14 protein-coding genes are annotated in these 13,451 nt (G+C 39.5%); 5 read left to right on the plus strand and 9 right to left on the minus strand.

The genetic code is table 11. From position 1 onward, the window contains the following. The first annotated feature begins 87 nt into the window (after positions 1 to 87). Positions 88 to 309 carry a hypothetical protein gene (locus tag RRG12_RS11195; protein ID WP_420759321.1) on the plus strand — a complete coding sequence of 74 codons (222 nt, stop codon included), beginning with the start codon at positions 88 to 90 and terminating at the stop codon, positions 307 to 309. Positions 310 to 347: 38 nt separating this feature from the next. Here RRG12_RS11195 and RRG12_RS11200 read toward each other — a convergent pair whose 3' ends face one another. Together RRG12_RS11200 and RRG12_RS11205 are read right to left on the minus strand one after the other, a co-directional pair. Next, positions 348 to 1,430, minus strand: coding sequence for an iron-containing redox enzyme family protein (locus RRG12_RS11200; protein ID WP_420759322.1), 1,083 nt, complete (start codon positions 1,428 to 1,430; stop codon positions 348 to 350). Positions 1,431 to 1,534: 104 nt separating this feature from the next. Next, positions 1,535 to 3,946 carry an NACHT domain-containing protein gene (locus RRG12_RS11205; RefSeq protein WP_420759323.1) on the minus strand — a complete coding sequence of 804 codons (2,412 nt, stop codon included), beginning with the start codon at positions 3,944 to 3,946 and terminating at the stop codon, positions 1,535 to 1,537. A gap of 200 nt (positions 3,947 to 4,146) precedes the next feature. Between RRG12_RS11205 and RRG12_RS11210 the strand changes: the two genes are divergently transcribed. The 4 genes from RRG12_RS11210 to RRG12_RS11225 all read left to right on the plus strand — a co-directional run bounded on the left by RRG12_RS11210 (position 4,147) and on the right by RRG12_RS11225 (position 7,701). After that, complete coding sequence (locus RRG12_RS11210; protein WP_179070074.1) at positions 4,147 to 4,542, plus strand: hypothetical protein; 396 nt, start codon at positions 4,147 to 4,149, stop codon at positions 4,540 to 4,542. 445 nt (positions 4,543 to 4,987) lie between these two features. Beyond that, positions 4,988 to 6,613, plus strand: a complete 1,626-nt coding sequence (locus tag RRG12_RS11215; RefSeq protein ID WP_420759324.1) for an IS1634 family transposase — start codon at positions 4,988 to 4,990, stop codon at positions 6,611 to 6,613. Positions 6,614 to 6,940: 327 nt separating this feature from the next. Continuing rightward, positions 6,941 to 7,180: a hypothetical protein gene (locus RRG12_RS11220; RefSeq protein WP_179070075.1), complete on the plus strand. Its 240-nt coding sequence runs from the start codon at positions 6,941 to 6,943 to the stop codon at positions 7,178 to 7,180. Positions 7,181 to 7,512: 332 nt separating this feature from the next. Beyond that, positions 7,513 to 7,701 carry a hypothetical protein gene (locus tag RRG12_RS11225; RefSeq protein ID WP_322698096.1) on the plus strand — a complete coding sequence of 63 codons (189 nt, stop codon included), beginning with the start codon at positions 7,513 to 7,515 and terminating at the stop codon, positions 7,699 to 7,701. Between the two features lie 105 nt (positions 7,702 to 7,806). Here RRG12_RS11225 and RRG12_RS11230 read toward each other — a convergent pair whose 3' ends face one another. The 7 genes from RRG12_RS11230 to RRG12_RS11260 all read right to left on the minus strand — a co-directional run bounded on the left by RRG12_RS11230 (position 7,807) and on the right by RRG12_RS11260 (position 13,443). Next, a complete protein-coding gene (locus RRG12_RS11230; RefSeq protein ID WP_256874832.1) occupies positions 7,807 to 7,938 on the minus strand; it encodes a hypothetical protein in 132 nt (43 codons plus the stop codon). 12 nt (positions 7,939 to 7,950) lie between these two features. Further along, positions 7,951 to 8,709, minus strand: a complete 759-nt coding sequence (locus RRG12_RS11235) for a DNA cytosine methyltransferase (protein WP_420759325.1) — start codon at positions 8,707 to 8,709, stop codon at positions 7,951 to 7,953. Continuing rightward, entirely contained in the window at positions 8,706 to 9,101 is a 396-nt protein-coding gene (locus RRG12_RS11240) for an ASCH domain-containing protein (protein WP_420759326.1), read from the minus strand. The genes RRG12_RS11235 and RRG12_RS11240 overlap by 4 nt, the downstream gene beginning before the upstream one ends. A 66-nt stretch (positions 9,102 to 9,167) precedes the next feature. Next, complete coding sequence (locus tag RRG12_RS11245) at positions 9,168 to 10,517, minus strand: replicative DNA helicase (RefSeq protein ID WP_420759327.1); 1,350 nt, start codon at positions 10,515 to 10,517, stop codon at positions 9,168 to 9,170. Between the two features lie 2 nt (positions 10,518 to 10,519). Beyond that, positions 10,520 to 11,902, minus strand: coding sequence for a hypothetical protein (locus RRG12_RS11250; protein ID WP_420759328.1), 1,383 nt, complete (start codon positions 11,900 to 11,902; stop codon positions 10,520 to 10,522). A 121-nt stretch (positions 11,903 to 12,023) separates the two neighbouring features. Then, positions 12,024 to 12,830, minus strand: a complete 807-nt coding sequence (locus tag RRG12_RS11255; protein ID WP_420759329.1) for a DUF5131 family protein — start codon at positions 12,828 to 12,830, stop codon at positions 12,024 to 12,026. Between the two features lie 25 nt (positions 12,831 to 12,855). Then, positions 12,856 to 13,443 (minus strand): MT-A70 family methyltransferase, encoded by a 588-nt coding sequence (locus RRG12_RS11260; protein WP_420759330.1) that lies wholly within the window; start codon positions 13,441 to 13,443, stop codon positions 12,856 to 12,858. Positions 13,444 to 13,451: the final 8 nt, after the last annotated feature.

Genomic DNA, 13,451 nt, shown 5'->3' on the forward strand with positions numbered 1-13,451 from the left:
TGTTTTTTACCGGATCTGACAAAACCGCATTGCTCCCCCCAGTTGACAGCAACCGCAGGCGTGTCGATTAACAAGTTTCTTGCAAAAATGGCATCAGGGCAGAATAAACCCAATGGACTAACGGTGATTTTACCGGAGGAAGCGATCGCCTTTGTAGAACAGCTACCAATTGAGAAGTTTCATGGCATTGGAGCCGAATTGCCTGCTGTAGATATGGATTTAACAATAGCTATGATGGTCGGTTCGCATATCGAAAAATATTTGCCGACCAATGGTCGGCAAATAGGTGAAAAAATCCTTACACAATAAGACTTTTGAGCTTAACCTGCTAATAGTTCAAATGATTCTCATACCCCTAACCTGACTGCCAGATACTGGTTGTAGCGCCTCATGACTTCCATGCGAAGCGCACCTCCTATAGCCAGTTCCAATCCTGCTTCTGGTTCTACTTCAACGATTGGGACGATCGCATTGTTCAGCCAGCCTAAACCATGTTTCTCATCTACTTCTATATGGTCGTAAAAATATTCGCATTTTACCCGTGCATCCGAATATAGGCGTTCTAAACCAGCAACAACTGAACGATTACGATTTGGGTCGAAAATTTCGGGCATTCCTAAACTTCCAATTCCCTTAAAATAGTGTCTCCGGTTCAAACCGAAGCAAAAGTACAGGTTGTGACCTGCGTAGGGCCGCCAGTCTTGCCAAATGGGGAGTGTTGGTTGCTCTAAACCAAGGGAAGCAAGCATCTGCGTGAACTGCCTACCGTGTGACTTCTCTGCTACTCCATGACCACATTCATCCCACATATTATGAACGATTTCAGCTTTCACTGTCTCTGAAAAGTGGAGTTGTGCTAAAGCTAAGGCATCGCAAAAACGATAGTTTAAAGTCGCATCTGAGAGTATAAATATATTGAATTGCTCAATAGATGCTTGGTTTTTTAAAAAGTTTAACAAGCATTTATCGAGATCCGATTCTGTGTGTGCCTGTTGAACAAACCAATCACGAAGTAATTTTGGGTGTTTTGCTTCAGACGGAGATGGTAATTGTTTTTGAATACGTGGCAGTTCATAATTAAGCCATGCATTTTCAATTTGATTACGAATTGTTAATAGCCAAGGGCTATGTTCGTGTATACAAATTGGTGATAGGGGGTGGCTAAGACTTACTTCATAGATATTATAAAGACTTTTATGAACTTCCAAAAGTGCTACAGATTCTTCATCAGTAAATGCTGAATGCAAAATTATTGGCAAATCTTGATATAAGGTGTTAAGGATTGTCTCAGCTTCTGGAAGCATCTGGTGAGTATTAGAAAGAAGATAGACAATTTTTTCTGATAATGTACGTGCCTTTTCTGTAGATTGAGGAGTTATAGAAGAAGGTTTTAAGTTAATTACTCGGTCAGTTGATGAATTTAATAGCATTTAAGTTAGAGAATTTTCTTAAGGTTAATATCAATGAAGGAAGAGTTTTTGGAAATCAAAGAAATATGTAGAACCTAATTTGTCAATCAAAGAATAGACAAATTTCATAGAACTTTTGGTAAAAATAATGTTTCCAAAATTTCTTCACGCACTTGAAAAGTAACAAGGCAATCTGTTTGAAGTAAACAGTCTATTAGCAGCTTATTTACATAATAATAATCTTTAAGGCTTTGTTGATCTTCTTCGTTAAAATCTTTAAAACTAACTCCTAACAATTGATCACCTAATAGTTTTTTACTTGCGACTTCTCTGACTTTATCTGCACCGTGCTTTAATCTCTCTTCATTTTCTTGCATAGTATTATTTACTTCAAAAAAATCACTCATTATCCTCTCTAGTTCTTCTCGATTATCTTGGCGTATTTTTTTAGATTTTATACCATAATTAACAGCAATTTTCATAATTTCATCAGCAGAAGCTGCATTAATTACTTTTATACTTGCTTCATCAGTCATGTCGTCATATTTTTTAGCATGAATAATACCTTCTTCCAAGCTATTAATATCTTTAAGTATACGAGTAAAACAATTACCACAAGTTAAGTACTTTGTTCGTGGTTCCAACAAAAAGCAAAGCTGTCTATCTGGGTCGATGTCATAATCAATGTCAAAATAAAATGCACGAATAGCAGCAGAAAATTTCTTTGCTTCTAGATTATCTTTTATCTGAAATAGTTGAAGTAGCGATTGAGATTTTTTATTTACAAGCTTCAGATATTTCTGTAGATTATCTCTCCCTTCTAAGATTCGATCGGCTTTCTCCTTCATCAATCTAAAAAGGTTACTAGCATCTAATAATATCTCTGCTACTAAAAGGAAAATCTCCCTCCATTTACGGTCTTTTAGATGTTTAACTAGCTTTTGTAATTCTTCTTGATCTTTTTGTAATTTCTGATTACTTATTAATTTGTTATCAGCTTCCGAATCTGGGAATTTATCATTATTTTTAAAATCCTCATCCTGATGTAATTCTTCATCTGATGTTTGTGGGATTAAGCTAACAATTCTTTTAGCAACAAAATACTCATGAAAAGTGAGGTGAGAAAATGAATAAATACCTTTAGCTCGCTCAATTATAATCCCATGTTGAGCTTCCATAGCTTTCAAAAGCTCTTCAATATCACCCTGTGAAATATTGGACTCGCTATCAAGATTTGATATTTTCTCGATATATTTTTTCAGAATGAGCTTGACTTCTAATGGGGTAAAAAAATACTTCTCCTTTTCAAAAGTACTGTAAGCAATTTGACGGAGTAAATCTTTTTTGCGTGGAAGTGATAATTTTTGATAAATTTGATCTCGATGAATTCCACGTTTGGCATCCCATTTTTTTAGTAAAACATCTAATCCTTCATGATAACTTTCCGAACGACTATTTGGTAGACTAGCAGATTCTTCAAATACTAAGCATAGAAGAGTTAGCAACAGAGGAGTGACGGCTAATTGATAGATACGATTATTCTTATTTAAGTACTTAATAAACTTCTCTGATTTGACTGATTTATTTTTGAACCAATTGTTGGCAAATTCATTAATTTGTTTATTATCAAAATCAGCTATCTCTACTTCTGTGAATTTATCAAAGGTATACTCCCATGCCGCAATTCGACAAGCAATAACAAAATGATTGTCAAAATATATCCGAGAAAAACTTCTAACTTCTTTTAAAGTATGCTCTTGATATTCGGCGCTAACTTCATCTAATCCGTCCAGTAAAATCAGAGCAGAACCCTGTTTAAATAATTCGACAAGCTCTTCTTCCGTTACATCACACCCAGAGTACTGCTGCCTAATATATTCTAATAAACTAGGTTGAGTTGGATCTTCCGCAAAATATTTTAAAGGGATAAAAATAGGTACAAGGTGAGGTTGAAAACTACCTTGATTGCACTGAACTGCTAGATATCTTAAGAAGGTAGTTTTACCAGCTCCTGGCTTTCCTAGTACAATTAATTTCTTATATTTTTCAACTGCTTTTACGCCAAGAACCCGCTTTTCTACAACTTTACCTAACCCAAATCTGTCAAAATCCTCATATCCACATTCTTTAAGTAATTCATCAATTGTTTTACGTCGGAGTGCTATTAGCTTCTCCAAAATATTCACATCGGTATAGATTTGACTCAACTCAATCGGTTGCGTCATATCTAATATACGCATCGTTCCGCACAACTCTTGGGTTAGTTCTTTTATCTGAGTACGCACCTTTCCAACTAAATCTTGAGCTGAAGGTGCCAAATATCCATACACAATCTCTTGGTAATCAATTTCTAACGCTTCACAAATGGCGGTAAAGTACTTTTCCCAAACGTTCTCGCCGTTAAAAAACTTACTGATAACAGAACGATTGCAACCCAGTTGAGCAGCTAGAGACTCTTGCGTGAATTCTCGCTTGGTAAAAGCCTCATGTGCTTGCTGGAGTCCTTTTGGAGATGCTTTCAAAGAGGGTTTTGCCATTGCTGTTACAGTTAGGTACATACATTCTAGCAATTATAGCCTTAATAAAACAACATAGCAGTTTTATGCAAAAGCTTTAAATAAAAATAAATATACAATAGCTAAAAATAAGTAAACATACTTGCAAAATAAATCATAGTAAGTTAATGTACTTATAAGCCAAAAGAGCGAGTCATAGTCGCTCTAGCAGGAGTAGACCTATGACTCATCATGACTTTACGGGATTTTCACTAAGAGAGTGCCTAGACAGTCTGCCCAGGTTTATTGGGACAGAAAGTCCATATTATGCTTCTCTCAAAAGAGTTGGGAAAGATAACCAAAGAATTACTTTTCCGAATAGACATTCAATCACCTGTCCTTATGAGGAGCTAATTGATGTAGCTAAGGAGTACGGTCTTACCCCATCACCCTTGGGGATGACCACTTTGTTGTCGCAGCAACCTCCTAATAGCGCGATTGATTTTTTTCGTTCCAGGGTTATTGTTGTGGCAATAATCAGTGGTTTTGGGATTGTTAGAGTGGAATTCCCCGACTCTAGATCATTTATTGGCAAAGTCGAAATATTTTATAGAGGGCAGCGAATAAAGACTCGCTAATAGTTTTTTAGTGGTGAAGGAAAAATAAATTCTGTCCTCCTAGTTTTTACACACTTCATTTAGAGCAGCTGGTACAGCTGACACTTACTAACAATTAAACATCTACTCGTTAATATCCAACTAGCCTTGAGGATTAGATACTAATCACATGCTGGTTCAAGTGGAAACCCACATGAACTAGCTTTTTTGTTGGAAGTTACATACAACCCACATTCCGCACTTCAAAATGTAGTATAAAAGCCTAAGTAATGATTTCCGAATACAAGTAAATAATAAGACATGTAAATCTTTAATAAACTCGCAGAAATAAACCTGTGTGACGAAGACGGTGAGGCTTACATTGCTGAGAAGAAATTGATTTCAAGCTTTGTCTAAAACTAAATAGACATTGGTTCAATCCAAGTGAGACAATTCATATAAACTCAAAAACATTTGAGGGTAAAAAATGTCTCCAATCGAAAATGCTCAAATTAAAAATATTGACCATTTAGGAATAGTAGCTGGGTTAATTGATGAAATAGGAATAGTTGAAATAATTAATTCCCAATTAGGAATAGACCCTCGTGAAAAGATAACAGCAGGAACACTGGTGAAAGCAATTTTAATCAATGGATTAGGATTTGTCTCAAGACCTTTATATTTATTTAGTCAGTTTTTTGATGATAAAGCTATCGAAATATTATTGGGAGAAGATGTAAAAGCTGATTACATCAATGACGATAAAATTGGCAGAGTTATGGATAAGTTATATAAAAGTGGATTGAATAATCTGTTTATGGAAATTGTATTATCAGTAATTAAAAAATTTAATCTAGCTACAAAATACTCACATTTGGATGCAACATCATTTCATCTGCATGGAGAATATAACAGTGAAGAGCATCAGGAAAAAGAATCGGAAATAACCAGGGAAAGACCAATAATTATCACTAAAGGATATTCTCGTGACCACAGACCAGATTTGAAACAATGTGTTTTAGATTTAATAACTAGTAGTGATGGAGACATCCCATTATTAATGAGAGTTGGAGATGGAAATGAAGCGGACAAAGCTGTATTTGGCAAAATCTTAGTAGAGTTTAAAAAGCAAATAGATTTCGATAGTATTATGGTCTGTGATAGTGCATTATATAGTCAGGAAAATCTCAATTTAATTGCACATTTAAAATGGATAAGTAGAGTGCCAATGACCATAAAAAAAGCACGAGACTTAGTGCAATTGGTAGAGATAGAAGAGAGAAACACACAATCAAGAGAGAAAGGGGTAGCCCAAACTTTAGATGAATACCAGTGGAAAGAAGAAATAGTAAATTATGGTGGGATTAAACAAACTTGGCTGATAGTAGAAAGCCAAAAAAGAAAGTCCAGTGATTTAGAGAAGCTAGAGCAAAGGCTCAAGAAAGAAAAAGTTAACGTTGAAAAACTACTACAAGAATTAAAAAGAGAAGATTTTGAAACTCCGCAGACAGCCAGATATAAACTAAAAGTCATCAATAAAAAGCTGAAACTCTTTGAAATTAAAGAACTCCATATTTTTGAAAGTCAGTCAAAACAGAAGAAAACTGTTTATAAAATCTCAGCAGAGATTTATGAAAAACTAGAAGAGATAGAAATCCTCAGAAAATCAGCCGGAAGATTTATTTTAGCGACGAATTTAGTTGATGACGAAAAGTTAACACCCTCAGAAATTATTACAACTTATAAAAATCAACAGTCTTGTGAAAGAGGATTTAGATTTCTGAAAGACCCTTTATTTTTTGCAGATAGTTTTTTTGTAGAAAACCCTGAGCGCATTGAGACGATGTTATTTTTAATGTCTTTGTGTCTGTTAGTTTATAATCTTGGTCAAAGGGAACTGAGAAATAGCTTAAAAAGACTCAAAGTCGGCATCAAAAATCAACTAGGAAAATTAACAATTTCCCCTACCTTAAGATGGGTCTTTCAATGTTTCCAAGGAATTCACTTTTTGACTTTAAATGGGATTAATCAAGTGATTAATTTAACCTCAGAACGCCATTATATTTTGAATTGTTTACCATCATCTTGTCAAAAGTATTATCTACTTTCTTAAGCTAAACACTGTTTTCAGATTGAATCAAAATTTATCAACATCTGGAGGAACAATCATTGCTCTTCAAAATCAGCGTCCTTGCATAACCTATTTTATGGGTCAAATTTTTTATATTTGCTCATTTATCTTCATGCGTTAGATTCATTCTGTACTCTAGTTCTTAACTATCCTAATTTTTGGCTTTTCTCTTCCTCGTAATCTTTTTATACTTCAATTTGAAGTGCGGAATATGGGATACAACATATAGGACTGTTGCATTTGTCAATAGTTTGTTGTAAGCGAAGGTGTATTTATCCCCAAATTTCACTCTTCAAAAAGGGAAAAACCATGAAACATCATCTAACTGACGACGGTAAATTCTTATTCAACTCAGCTTGTAAGGTGCTGAAATTTTTTCTGCTGAGTCTGTTTGGTTTCGTGATCGCGTATGTCATCTCTCAAGTTTTTGGAGTTGACACAATTGTTCAAATGCTATTATCTCCAAGCCTATGGGAGTGGCTTGGACGCATCGCAGTGTTTATCTTCTGCTTATTTGCAGTTGCCATCATTTATGAGTCTTCTCATTAATTGTCTATCGACATTATCGAGTCAGGTAGGAGTCAGTGAATAGTTCAAGAGAGAGGGAAACTGCTCGACGCTCTCTAAGAGACGATCTTGCTAGCTAAATCTCTGTAGGAGTATGTGGACTCGCTCTCCGTGGCGCTATCTGTTTCAGTAAAGCGATAGACGACGGGTCTTGGGTTTAAGACCCCGATTGTTGCCTCAACTTCCCCTTTCTTACGGCAGTCGAGCATGGCTCCTTTCTCAGTAGGGAGCGAATCCCCTACTGAGCAAAGCTCCTCCAGCATACCTGCCTCCTTCAATTTGTAATCCATGCGGTATCGGATTAGATTATCGTCATGAATAAAGTTTTTTTGAATATTTATTTGGTAGCTATTACATTGCTACCGCTTGGTTTAGCCGTTATGGACTCTAGTTATATACCTTTAGCTACTGGCATTATTCCTACATCCATAACTTGTTTGTTGCAGCTGAATTCCAGTAAGACTACAAAACCCCAAATTGAAGAGAGTGAAGATTCAGACTGACTTAGTATAATCTAACTCTAATTTTGATAGATTATACACTCGTGCTGATAGGGAAATTAATGTTTGACGACTTTGAACAATAAGGAGCGCTGGTTGCATCAGTACTCAAGTACCCAAGTGCTTATGGGTATATTGCCATACCCACTGCCTCTCTAAATCGTAGCTGATCGCTCGTGCGATGGGCGATCGCATTTGAAGAAGGCGAAAGATAGCAACTATTCTTCTAGGTTGTGACAAGGTTAATCATGCTTATGCCTCATTATGAGCGAGAAGACTGCACAAATAATCAATCCGTTTCCAAGCGATCGCAGCTTGCCGGGGAGAGCAACTCAAGCCATAAGCACGACGGGCATCGTAATTCCCCTTGATTCCCTTGGCTACTCCAACGGGAATCCCAGAAGCCACCTCACGAATACCGGGTTCAAAGCTTCGGTCTTCATGAGAGAACCGTACTTGCGTAATCTGATTTCCAATTTGGTCTGCCCAGGAGGTTGGCTGTTGACGGTGGAATAAGCCATCGGCGTAGGCAATGATAAAGACTCTTTCTCTTTCATGTGGCAAGCCGAGGCAGTACGCGGATATAGTTTCCCACTCACATACATACCGGATTTTGGAAAGGTCTTCGAGGACTGTTGCCATTCCTCTAGAGAGTAGCCCTGTTGGGTTTTCGATGAGAGCGATTGCTGGTCTACACTGGTTGATGATGCGGAACATTTCGCGCCACAGTCCAGACCTGGGGTCGTTAAGTCCTTTTTTATCTCCAGCGTTACTGGTGCCGCTACAGGGGAATCCCCCACACAAAATGTCGAATTGTCGTCGGTAGCAGTGGTAGTTAGTAATATCTGCGTGGATTGGAATTCCTGGTTGTTCATGGCGCAATTGTGATTGAGAATAAGGGGAGATTTCGACAAATTGCTGGACTCGGAATTTGTGGGATAGACCTGCGGCTGATATTCCGTGGTGGCAGAGTCCGCCGATACCGGAGAAAAGAGAAACGACTGATTTCATGAGGCGATCGCACTCCTCACCAATTCATCAGGTACTTCAAAAATTCCCAACCGGCCAATGTAAGGAATCGGTGTAATCTCGCGCGGATTCTCCAGATGCCAATGGTATTGCCCAGCCATCCCCCAGCCAGATGCAACTTGTGAGAACTTGCAATCTACTATTGTGACAATGCCAATAACTTGGCCGCGACGTAGAGAGATTAACTCTGGGATTACTACTCCCATGCTTTGACAAAATTCTTTCGCCTCAAAGTATTCTTTTTTGGTACAGGTTTTTGCGGCGTGAATCAGAATGTCGCCGCGATAATGAATGGGCCAGCCACGGTTTTCAATATTTTTGAGAGCATAAATAATTGCCCATGCCCAAGGCTGACGGACAGATAGCGCTTTCACAGGTTTTAAAACTCCAGTAATTGAATATGTGCGTCTAATGCTGCGATCGCTGGATGTGGCTGTAAATTACCTGGCCAAGTTCAAAAATTTCGATGTGGATAAATCGCACAACATGGTCGCAGTGCCGAGCTTACCGTAAAGGCGGTTTTTCTCAACAATTAACTCGATAGTGCGATCGCTTGGGTCTTTTGTGTAGACAGCATCCCGATAGAGCATGATTAACTGGTCACAAACCTCAAAGATTTCGCCAGAATTACGTAACAGATGACGATTGGGGCGTTTATCAGCCGTTGTTTGATTCCCTCGATTGATTTGACAGCCCAAGAAAACAGGGATTTTGTGAGACTTGGCAATATCCCGAATCTGGCGGGTAATCTTGCCGACTTCAAAAGCCATGTTTCCCCCAGACTCCAGAGGAATCTGCTGCAAGTAATCAATAAATACAGCCCCAATAGAACCACCGAATTCGGCAATGGCACGGCGCACCGCAGAAGCAATCATTGGGGTTGTAGGGGAGGAATGCTCGTAAACCTTCCAAGGCAGTTCCACCATTTGTCCTATACCTTGTGCTATTTGCTCCCAGTAGCATTGCGTATTGGTTTGAATCATAGAAGCGTCTACGCCAGTGATTCGGGCCAGCATTCGGGCATTGAGTTGATTCTTATCCATTTCTGGAGTTACATACAGAACTGGCTTTCCAAGTTTAGTCATGATTTCGTAAGCGTAAGAAATCATGAAGTGAGTTTTCCCCATGTGGGATTCAGCAGCTACTACAACTAAGCTGCTGGGGTAAATCCCCCCAGTGATATTTTCCAAGTCGTACCAACCAACTTTGTCGCCTGCCATATTCCCCATCTCCAGCTTTTGAAAAAGTTCAATGCCCATGTCTTGTGCTGAGAAAACTTTGCAGCGTTCATCGCTTTGATTTTGGGTTACAGTGAAAACTTTCGCCTCAGCTTCCCCAAGGACAAGTGGTAGTTCAGTTTGCGTCTCGTAACCGAGTTGGACAATTTCATTGCCCACTTTGATTAGCTGTCGCCGTCGATATTTCTCCATTACCAAATCAGCCAAAGCGTCGATGTTGACGGCTGATACAGTGCGGTCTACCAAAGTTGCTAACTTATTCCTGCCACCAATGCGATTGAGCAGATTGTGGTCAGCCAACCAAGCGGTGACGCTTAGTAAATCTGTAGGTTGGTATGTAGCATGAAGTTGGACTGCGGCTTGATAAATATCTTTGTGAGCGCTGATGTAAAAGGCTTCAACGCTTAGGCGATCGCTGACTCTGGTTATTGCTTCTGGGTCGAGCATAATCCCGCCCAAAATTGCTTCTTCAGCTTCGATATTTTGTGGGGGCAAGTTGTCAAGTGACCTGTCAGGATGGAAAGAAACTACGTTGTCTTGATTAGGGTGCATAATTAGGCTCTAAGTGCTAATTTTAACTGCGCTTCAACTTCTCGCAAATTCGTGGAAGATGGTCTGGTGTTGCTCGGAACTTTTGGCTCATTTGCTTTGGCTTGAAGTTTTGCTTTTAGCTCCAGCATTTGTGGGCTGTGTTGATACTCATTGGATGGAACCCGAATGGATTGCTCTTGCTGACGGCGTATCCGGTCTTGTGCCAAGGCATCTTCGAGCGTGGTGCTAGTGATATTTTTTACTTTGTGAGCCAAAGGAGTGCGCTGTTGAGGTAGGGGCTGTTTTTCTGTTTGCAATGCTTGGTTATAGCGCTGCATCAGGTTCGTCCATCCCCCTTTGGTTTTCTCCCAGGTGTTGATTACTGCGATCGCATGATCTATTTCCTGTCGTGCCGAGAGTTTCGATTTAGTGGCTAATTCTTGTGCTAGGAAGTCCACGACTATCGGATTGAAGTTTTGGTAGAGGTTATTGAGTTTTCGCTCTCCATTGCGCCAAGGTAAAACCCAGCGATTCCACTTGATTGAGTCTCTAACAAGCAGGGGCACGCAATCATCACTCATAGCAGTCGGGTCTGTTAGCCAAGCATCAATCAGTTCTTTCACGTTCCGGGCTGTCTTGTAGGGACAAGTTAGTTGCGGCTTATTCGATTGCTCGGATTTCCCAAACGACCCCGCCGCAATAGTTGACCTACAAGAGGTGTTATCGGTTTGTTGCAAAGACTCGGAATTTTTTAACAACGAAGTGGGTTGTTGTGGGGTTGGTTCTTCTGAGGTTGATTCTTCTGGGGTTGATTCTTCTAAGCTTGGTTTTTCTGGAGTTGGTTTTTCAAGGTTTAGTTGTTCAGTTTCACACACACACGATTCTTGGGTGGGGGGAGCAACTTGAGTATGTTTTTCTTCTTTTTGGTTTTCTCTATATTGTTCTTCTAATAGAGGGGCTGATTCACCACCTCTGGTTGAGCCACCTCTGGTTGAGCCACCTCTGGTTCGACCACCTCCGGTTTTGGCCCCCCTGGTTGCGCCACCCCCTAAAAACAAGTCACTGGTCAATTCAACAGGTGGCAAGGATTCTCGAAAAGCGATCGCCGAATTGGTATCCTTGAAGATGTGATACTCAAAATCAAATAACCCCGCTTCAGTGCGAATTTTTCTTCTGACTAAATAATTTTGGATTTCCGCAGTTTTGAGAATCTTGCGTAATTTGTCTCGACCATAACCCAGTGAGTTTTTAATGCTGTTGAAATTCACCTCCCAGCCTTCAGTGTGTGATGTCATCCAGCAAATTAATCTGAATGTGCCATCATCTATTTCGGAGTTACGGATTAAAGCATTGGATACTGGTGTATAATGCGTACTGAGAGATTTACCTGCTATAACTTTGCTCATAAACACCTCCGGCAACTTTGTAGCAACTCATGATGTAAACTCATATTTCTAATCTGCACCCTGCTAAAATTTACAGTTTATTTTTCCCTCGCACTGTTTCTAACAGGCGGGGGATTTGCTTTTACTCACGTACAGAAAAAGGAAATTCTCTAACCTGTAATTCTTGTGGAAACTCTTCAATATCTCCTCCCTTCTTGTCGCGGGTTTTAAATCGCTGTCCCCCAAATATTGCATTCGCCCCCAACTGCTTCACAAACACAGGTGTTTTAGCTACCTGACACTGTTGGACAATTGAATTAATCCATTCAATGTGGCATGGTCTGGAATTTGGGCCAGACTCACCACCAATAATGACTAACTGAACATCATTCAAATAGTGAGTGATATCGCCCAAATCTTCTAGCAATGGTTCAACTGACCAGAACCGAATATCAGCAGAAATTTTGCTAAGAAATTGACTACGTTCTTCTAAAGTGCGGCGATTCTCAATCGAAGTTCCTGGCCAAATATTTAAAGGTAATTTGTCTAGTCCATGACAAGAAAGCCATTCACCCATAGATGACAGCATAATTTCTGGGCGTTTGGTGAGAATCTGAAATATTTGATTGGGAGCAACGAACATTCCGTCCAGCATTTCATGTTGCCAAAAACGCGGAACCCACTCACCAAAAACATCAGTCATTGAAGAAACGAAATGCTTCTTAGATTTCCTTTGGAATCCCCATTTCCGAATAGCTTCTGTATCTAACACTAGCTCTGGTGGTTGTCCAGAGTAGGGTTGCTTGTTTCCGCCAAAGAAAGAGTTTTTATTTAATTTCTCTGCATAACAATTTGCACAACCCTCGCTTTTCTTATGACACCACCAACCGCCTCCTTTAGCACGGATGATATTTTCTGTTTGGTCAGTCCACTCTATGCTTGTTGACATAATTACCCTTTATATAATGCTATTTTCATGCACTCAAAGAAACATTCGTTTCACTATCAAACTTTTGGACTTCATCCCCCCAACAATCCCAACCATCACGAGAAGAACGAGCGAACATTTCTAACTTCGTCATGTCTGGGCAGAGTTTATCTACTAGTTCAAAAAATTCATCTGGTTTACGAGAATGTTCCCGTCGTCGTGCATGGATTAGTGATGATTCATTAGTGAGCGAACGTCCAGCAAAAGCCCTGACATTACCTCTTACAGCTAAAGCACAATGCTCAGTTGCATTACGTAGCCAATGACCAGTTCCCAGATGGGTTGTACCAGCTTTAGTAACTTTTTCCCAGGTTAGAATCGTTTTCAAGCTAAAACCCCATGTTTCTAAGCAATGTGCGGCTTCAATCATGTGATTGTTGGTGAACCAAAGCCAGAGAACTGACCCTGTGCGATCGCTTAAGTCTGGAACGGGCAATGACAGTATTTCTTCTATGTGCATTGGCTTGTAGTTAATGCGGTTTCGGTGAGTTTTATCCTGATTTCTCAGCCGATAGAACCAGGGAGGGTCAATCACGATGCACTGGTATTGACCTTCTAATGTTGTTAGTCTCATGTTTAACT

This window comes from Nostoc sp. CALU 546, from assembly GCF_048836525.1.

Coding starts and splice junctions, on each gene's coding strand:
- RRG12_RS11195 (WP_420759321.1), top strand. CDS start 88: ATGGCATCAGGGCAGAATAAACCCAATGGACTAACGGTGATTTTACCG.
- RRG12_RS11200 (WP_420759322.1), bottom strand. CDS start 1,430: ATGCTATTAAATTCATCAACTGACCGAGTAATTAACTTAAAACCTTCT.
- RRG12_RS11205 (WP_420759323.1), bottom strand. CDS start 3,946: ATGGCAAAACCCTCTTTGAAAGCATCTCCAAAAGGACTCCAGCAAGCA.
- RRG12_RS11210 (WP_179070074.1), top strand. CDS start 4,147: ATGACTCATCATGACTTTACGGGATTTTCACTAAGAGAGTGCCTAGAC.
- RRG12_RS11215 (WP_420759324.1), top strand. CDS start 4,988: ATGTCTCCAATCGAAAATGCTCAAATTAAAAATATTGACCATTTAGGA.
- RRG12_RS11220 (WP_179070075.1), top strand. CDS start 6,941: ATGAAACATCATCTAACTGACGACGGTAAATTCTTATTCAACTCAGCT.
- RRG12_RS11225 (WP_322698096.1), top strand. CDS start 7,513: ATGAATAAAGTTTTTTTGAATATTTATTTGGTAGCTATTACATTGCTA.
- RRG12_RS11235 (WP_420759325.1), bottom strand. CDS start 8,709: ATGAAATCAGTCGTTTCTCTTTTCTCCGGTATCGGCGGACTCTGCCAC.
- RRG12_RS11245 (WP_420759327.1), bottom strand. CDS start 10,517: ATGCACCCTAATCAAGACAACGTAGTTTCTTTCCATCCTGACAGGTCA.
- RRG12_RS11250 (WP_420759328.1), bottom strand. CDS start 11,902: ATGAGCAAAGTTATAGCAGGTAAATCTCTCAGTACGCATTATACACCA.
- RRG12_RS11255 (WP_420759329.1), bottom strand. CDS start 12,830: ATGTCAACAAGCATAGAGTGGACTGACCAAACAGAAAATATCATCCGT.
- RRG12_RS11260 (WP_420759330.1), bottom strand. CDS start 13,443: ATGAGACTAACAACATTAGAAGGTCAATACCAGTGCATCGTGATTGAC.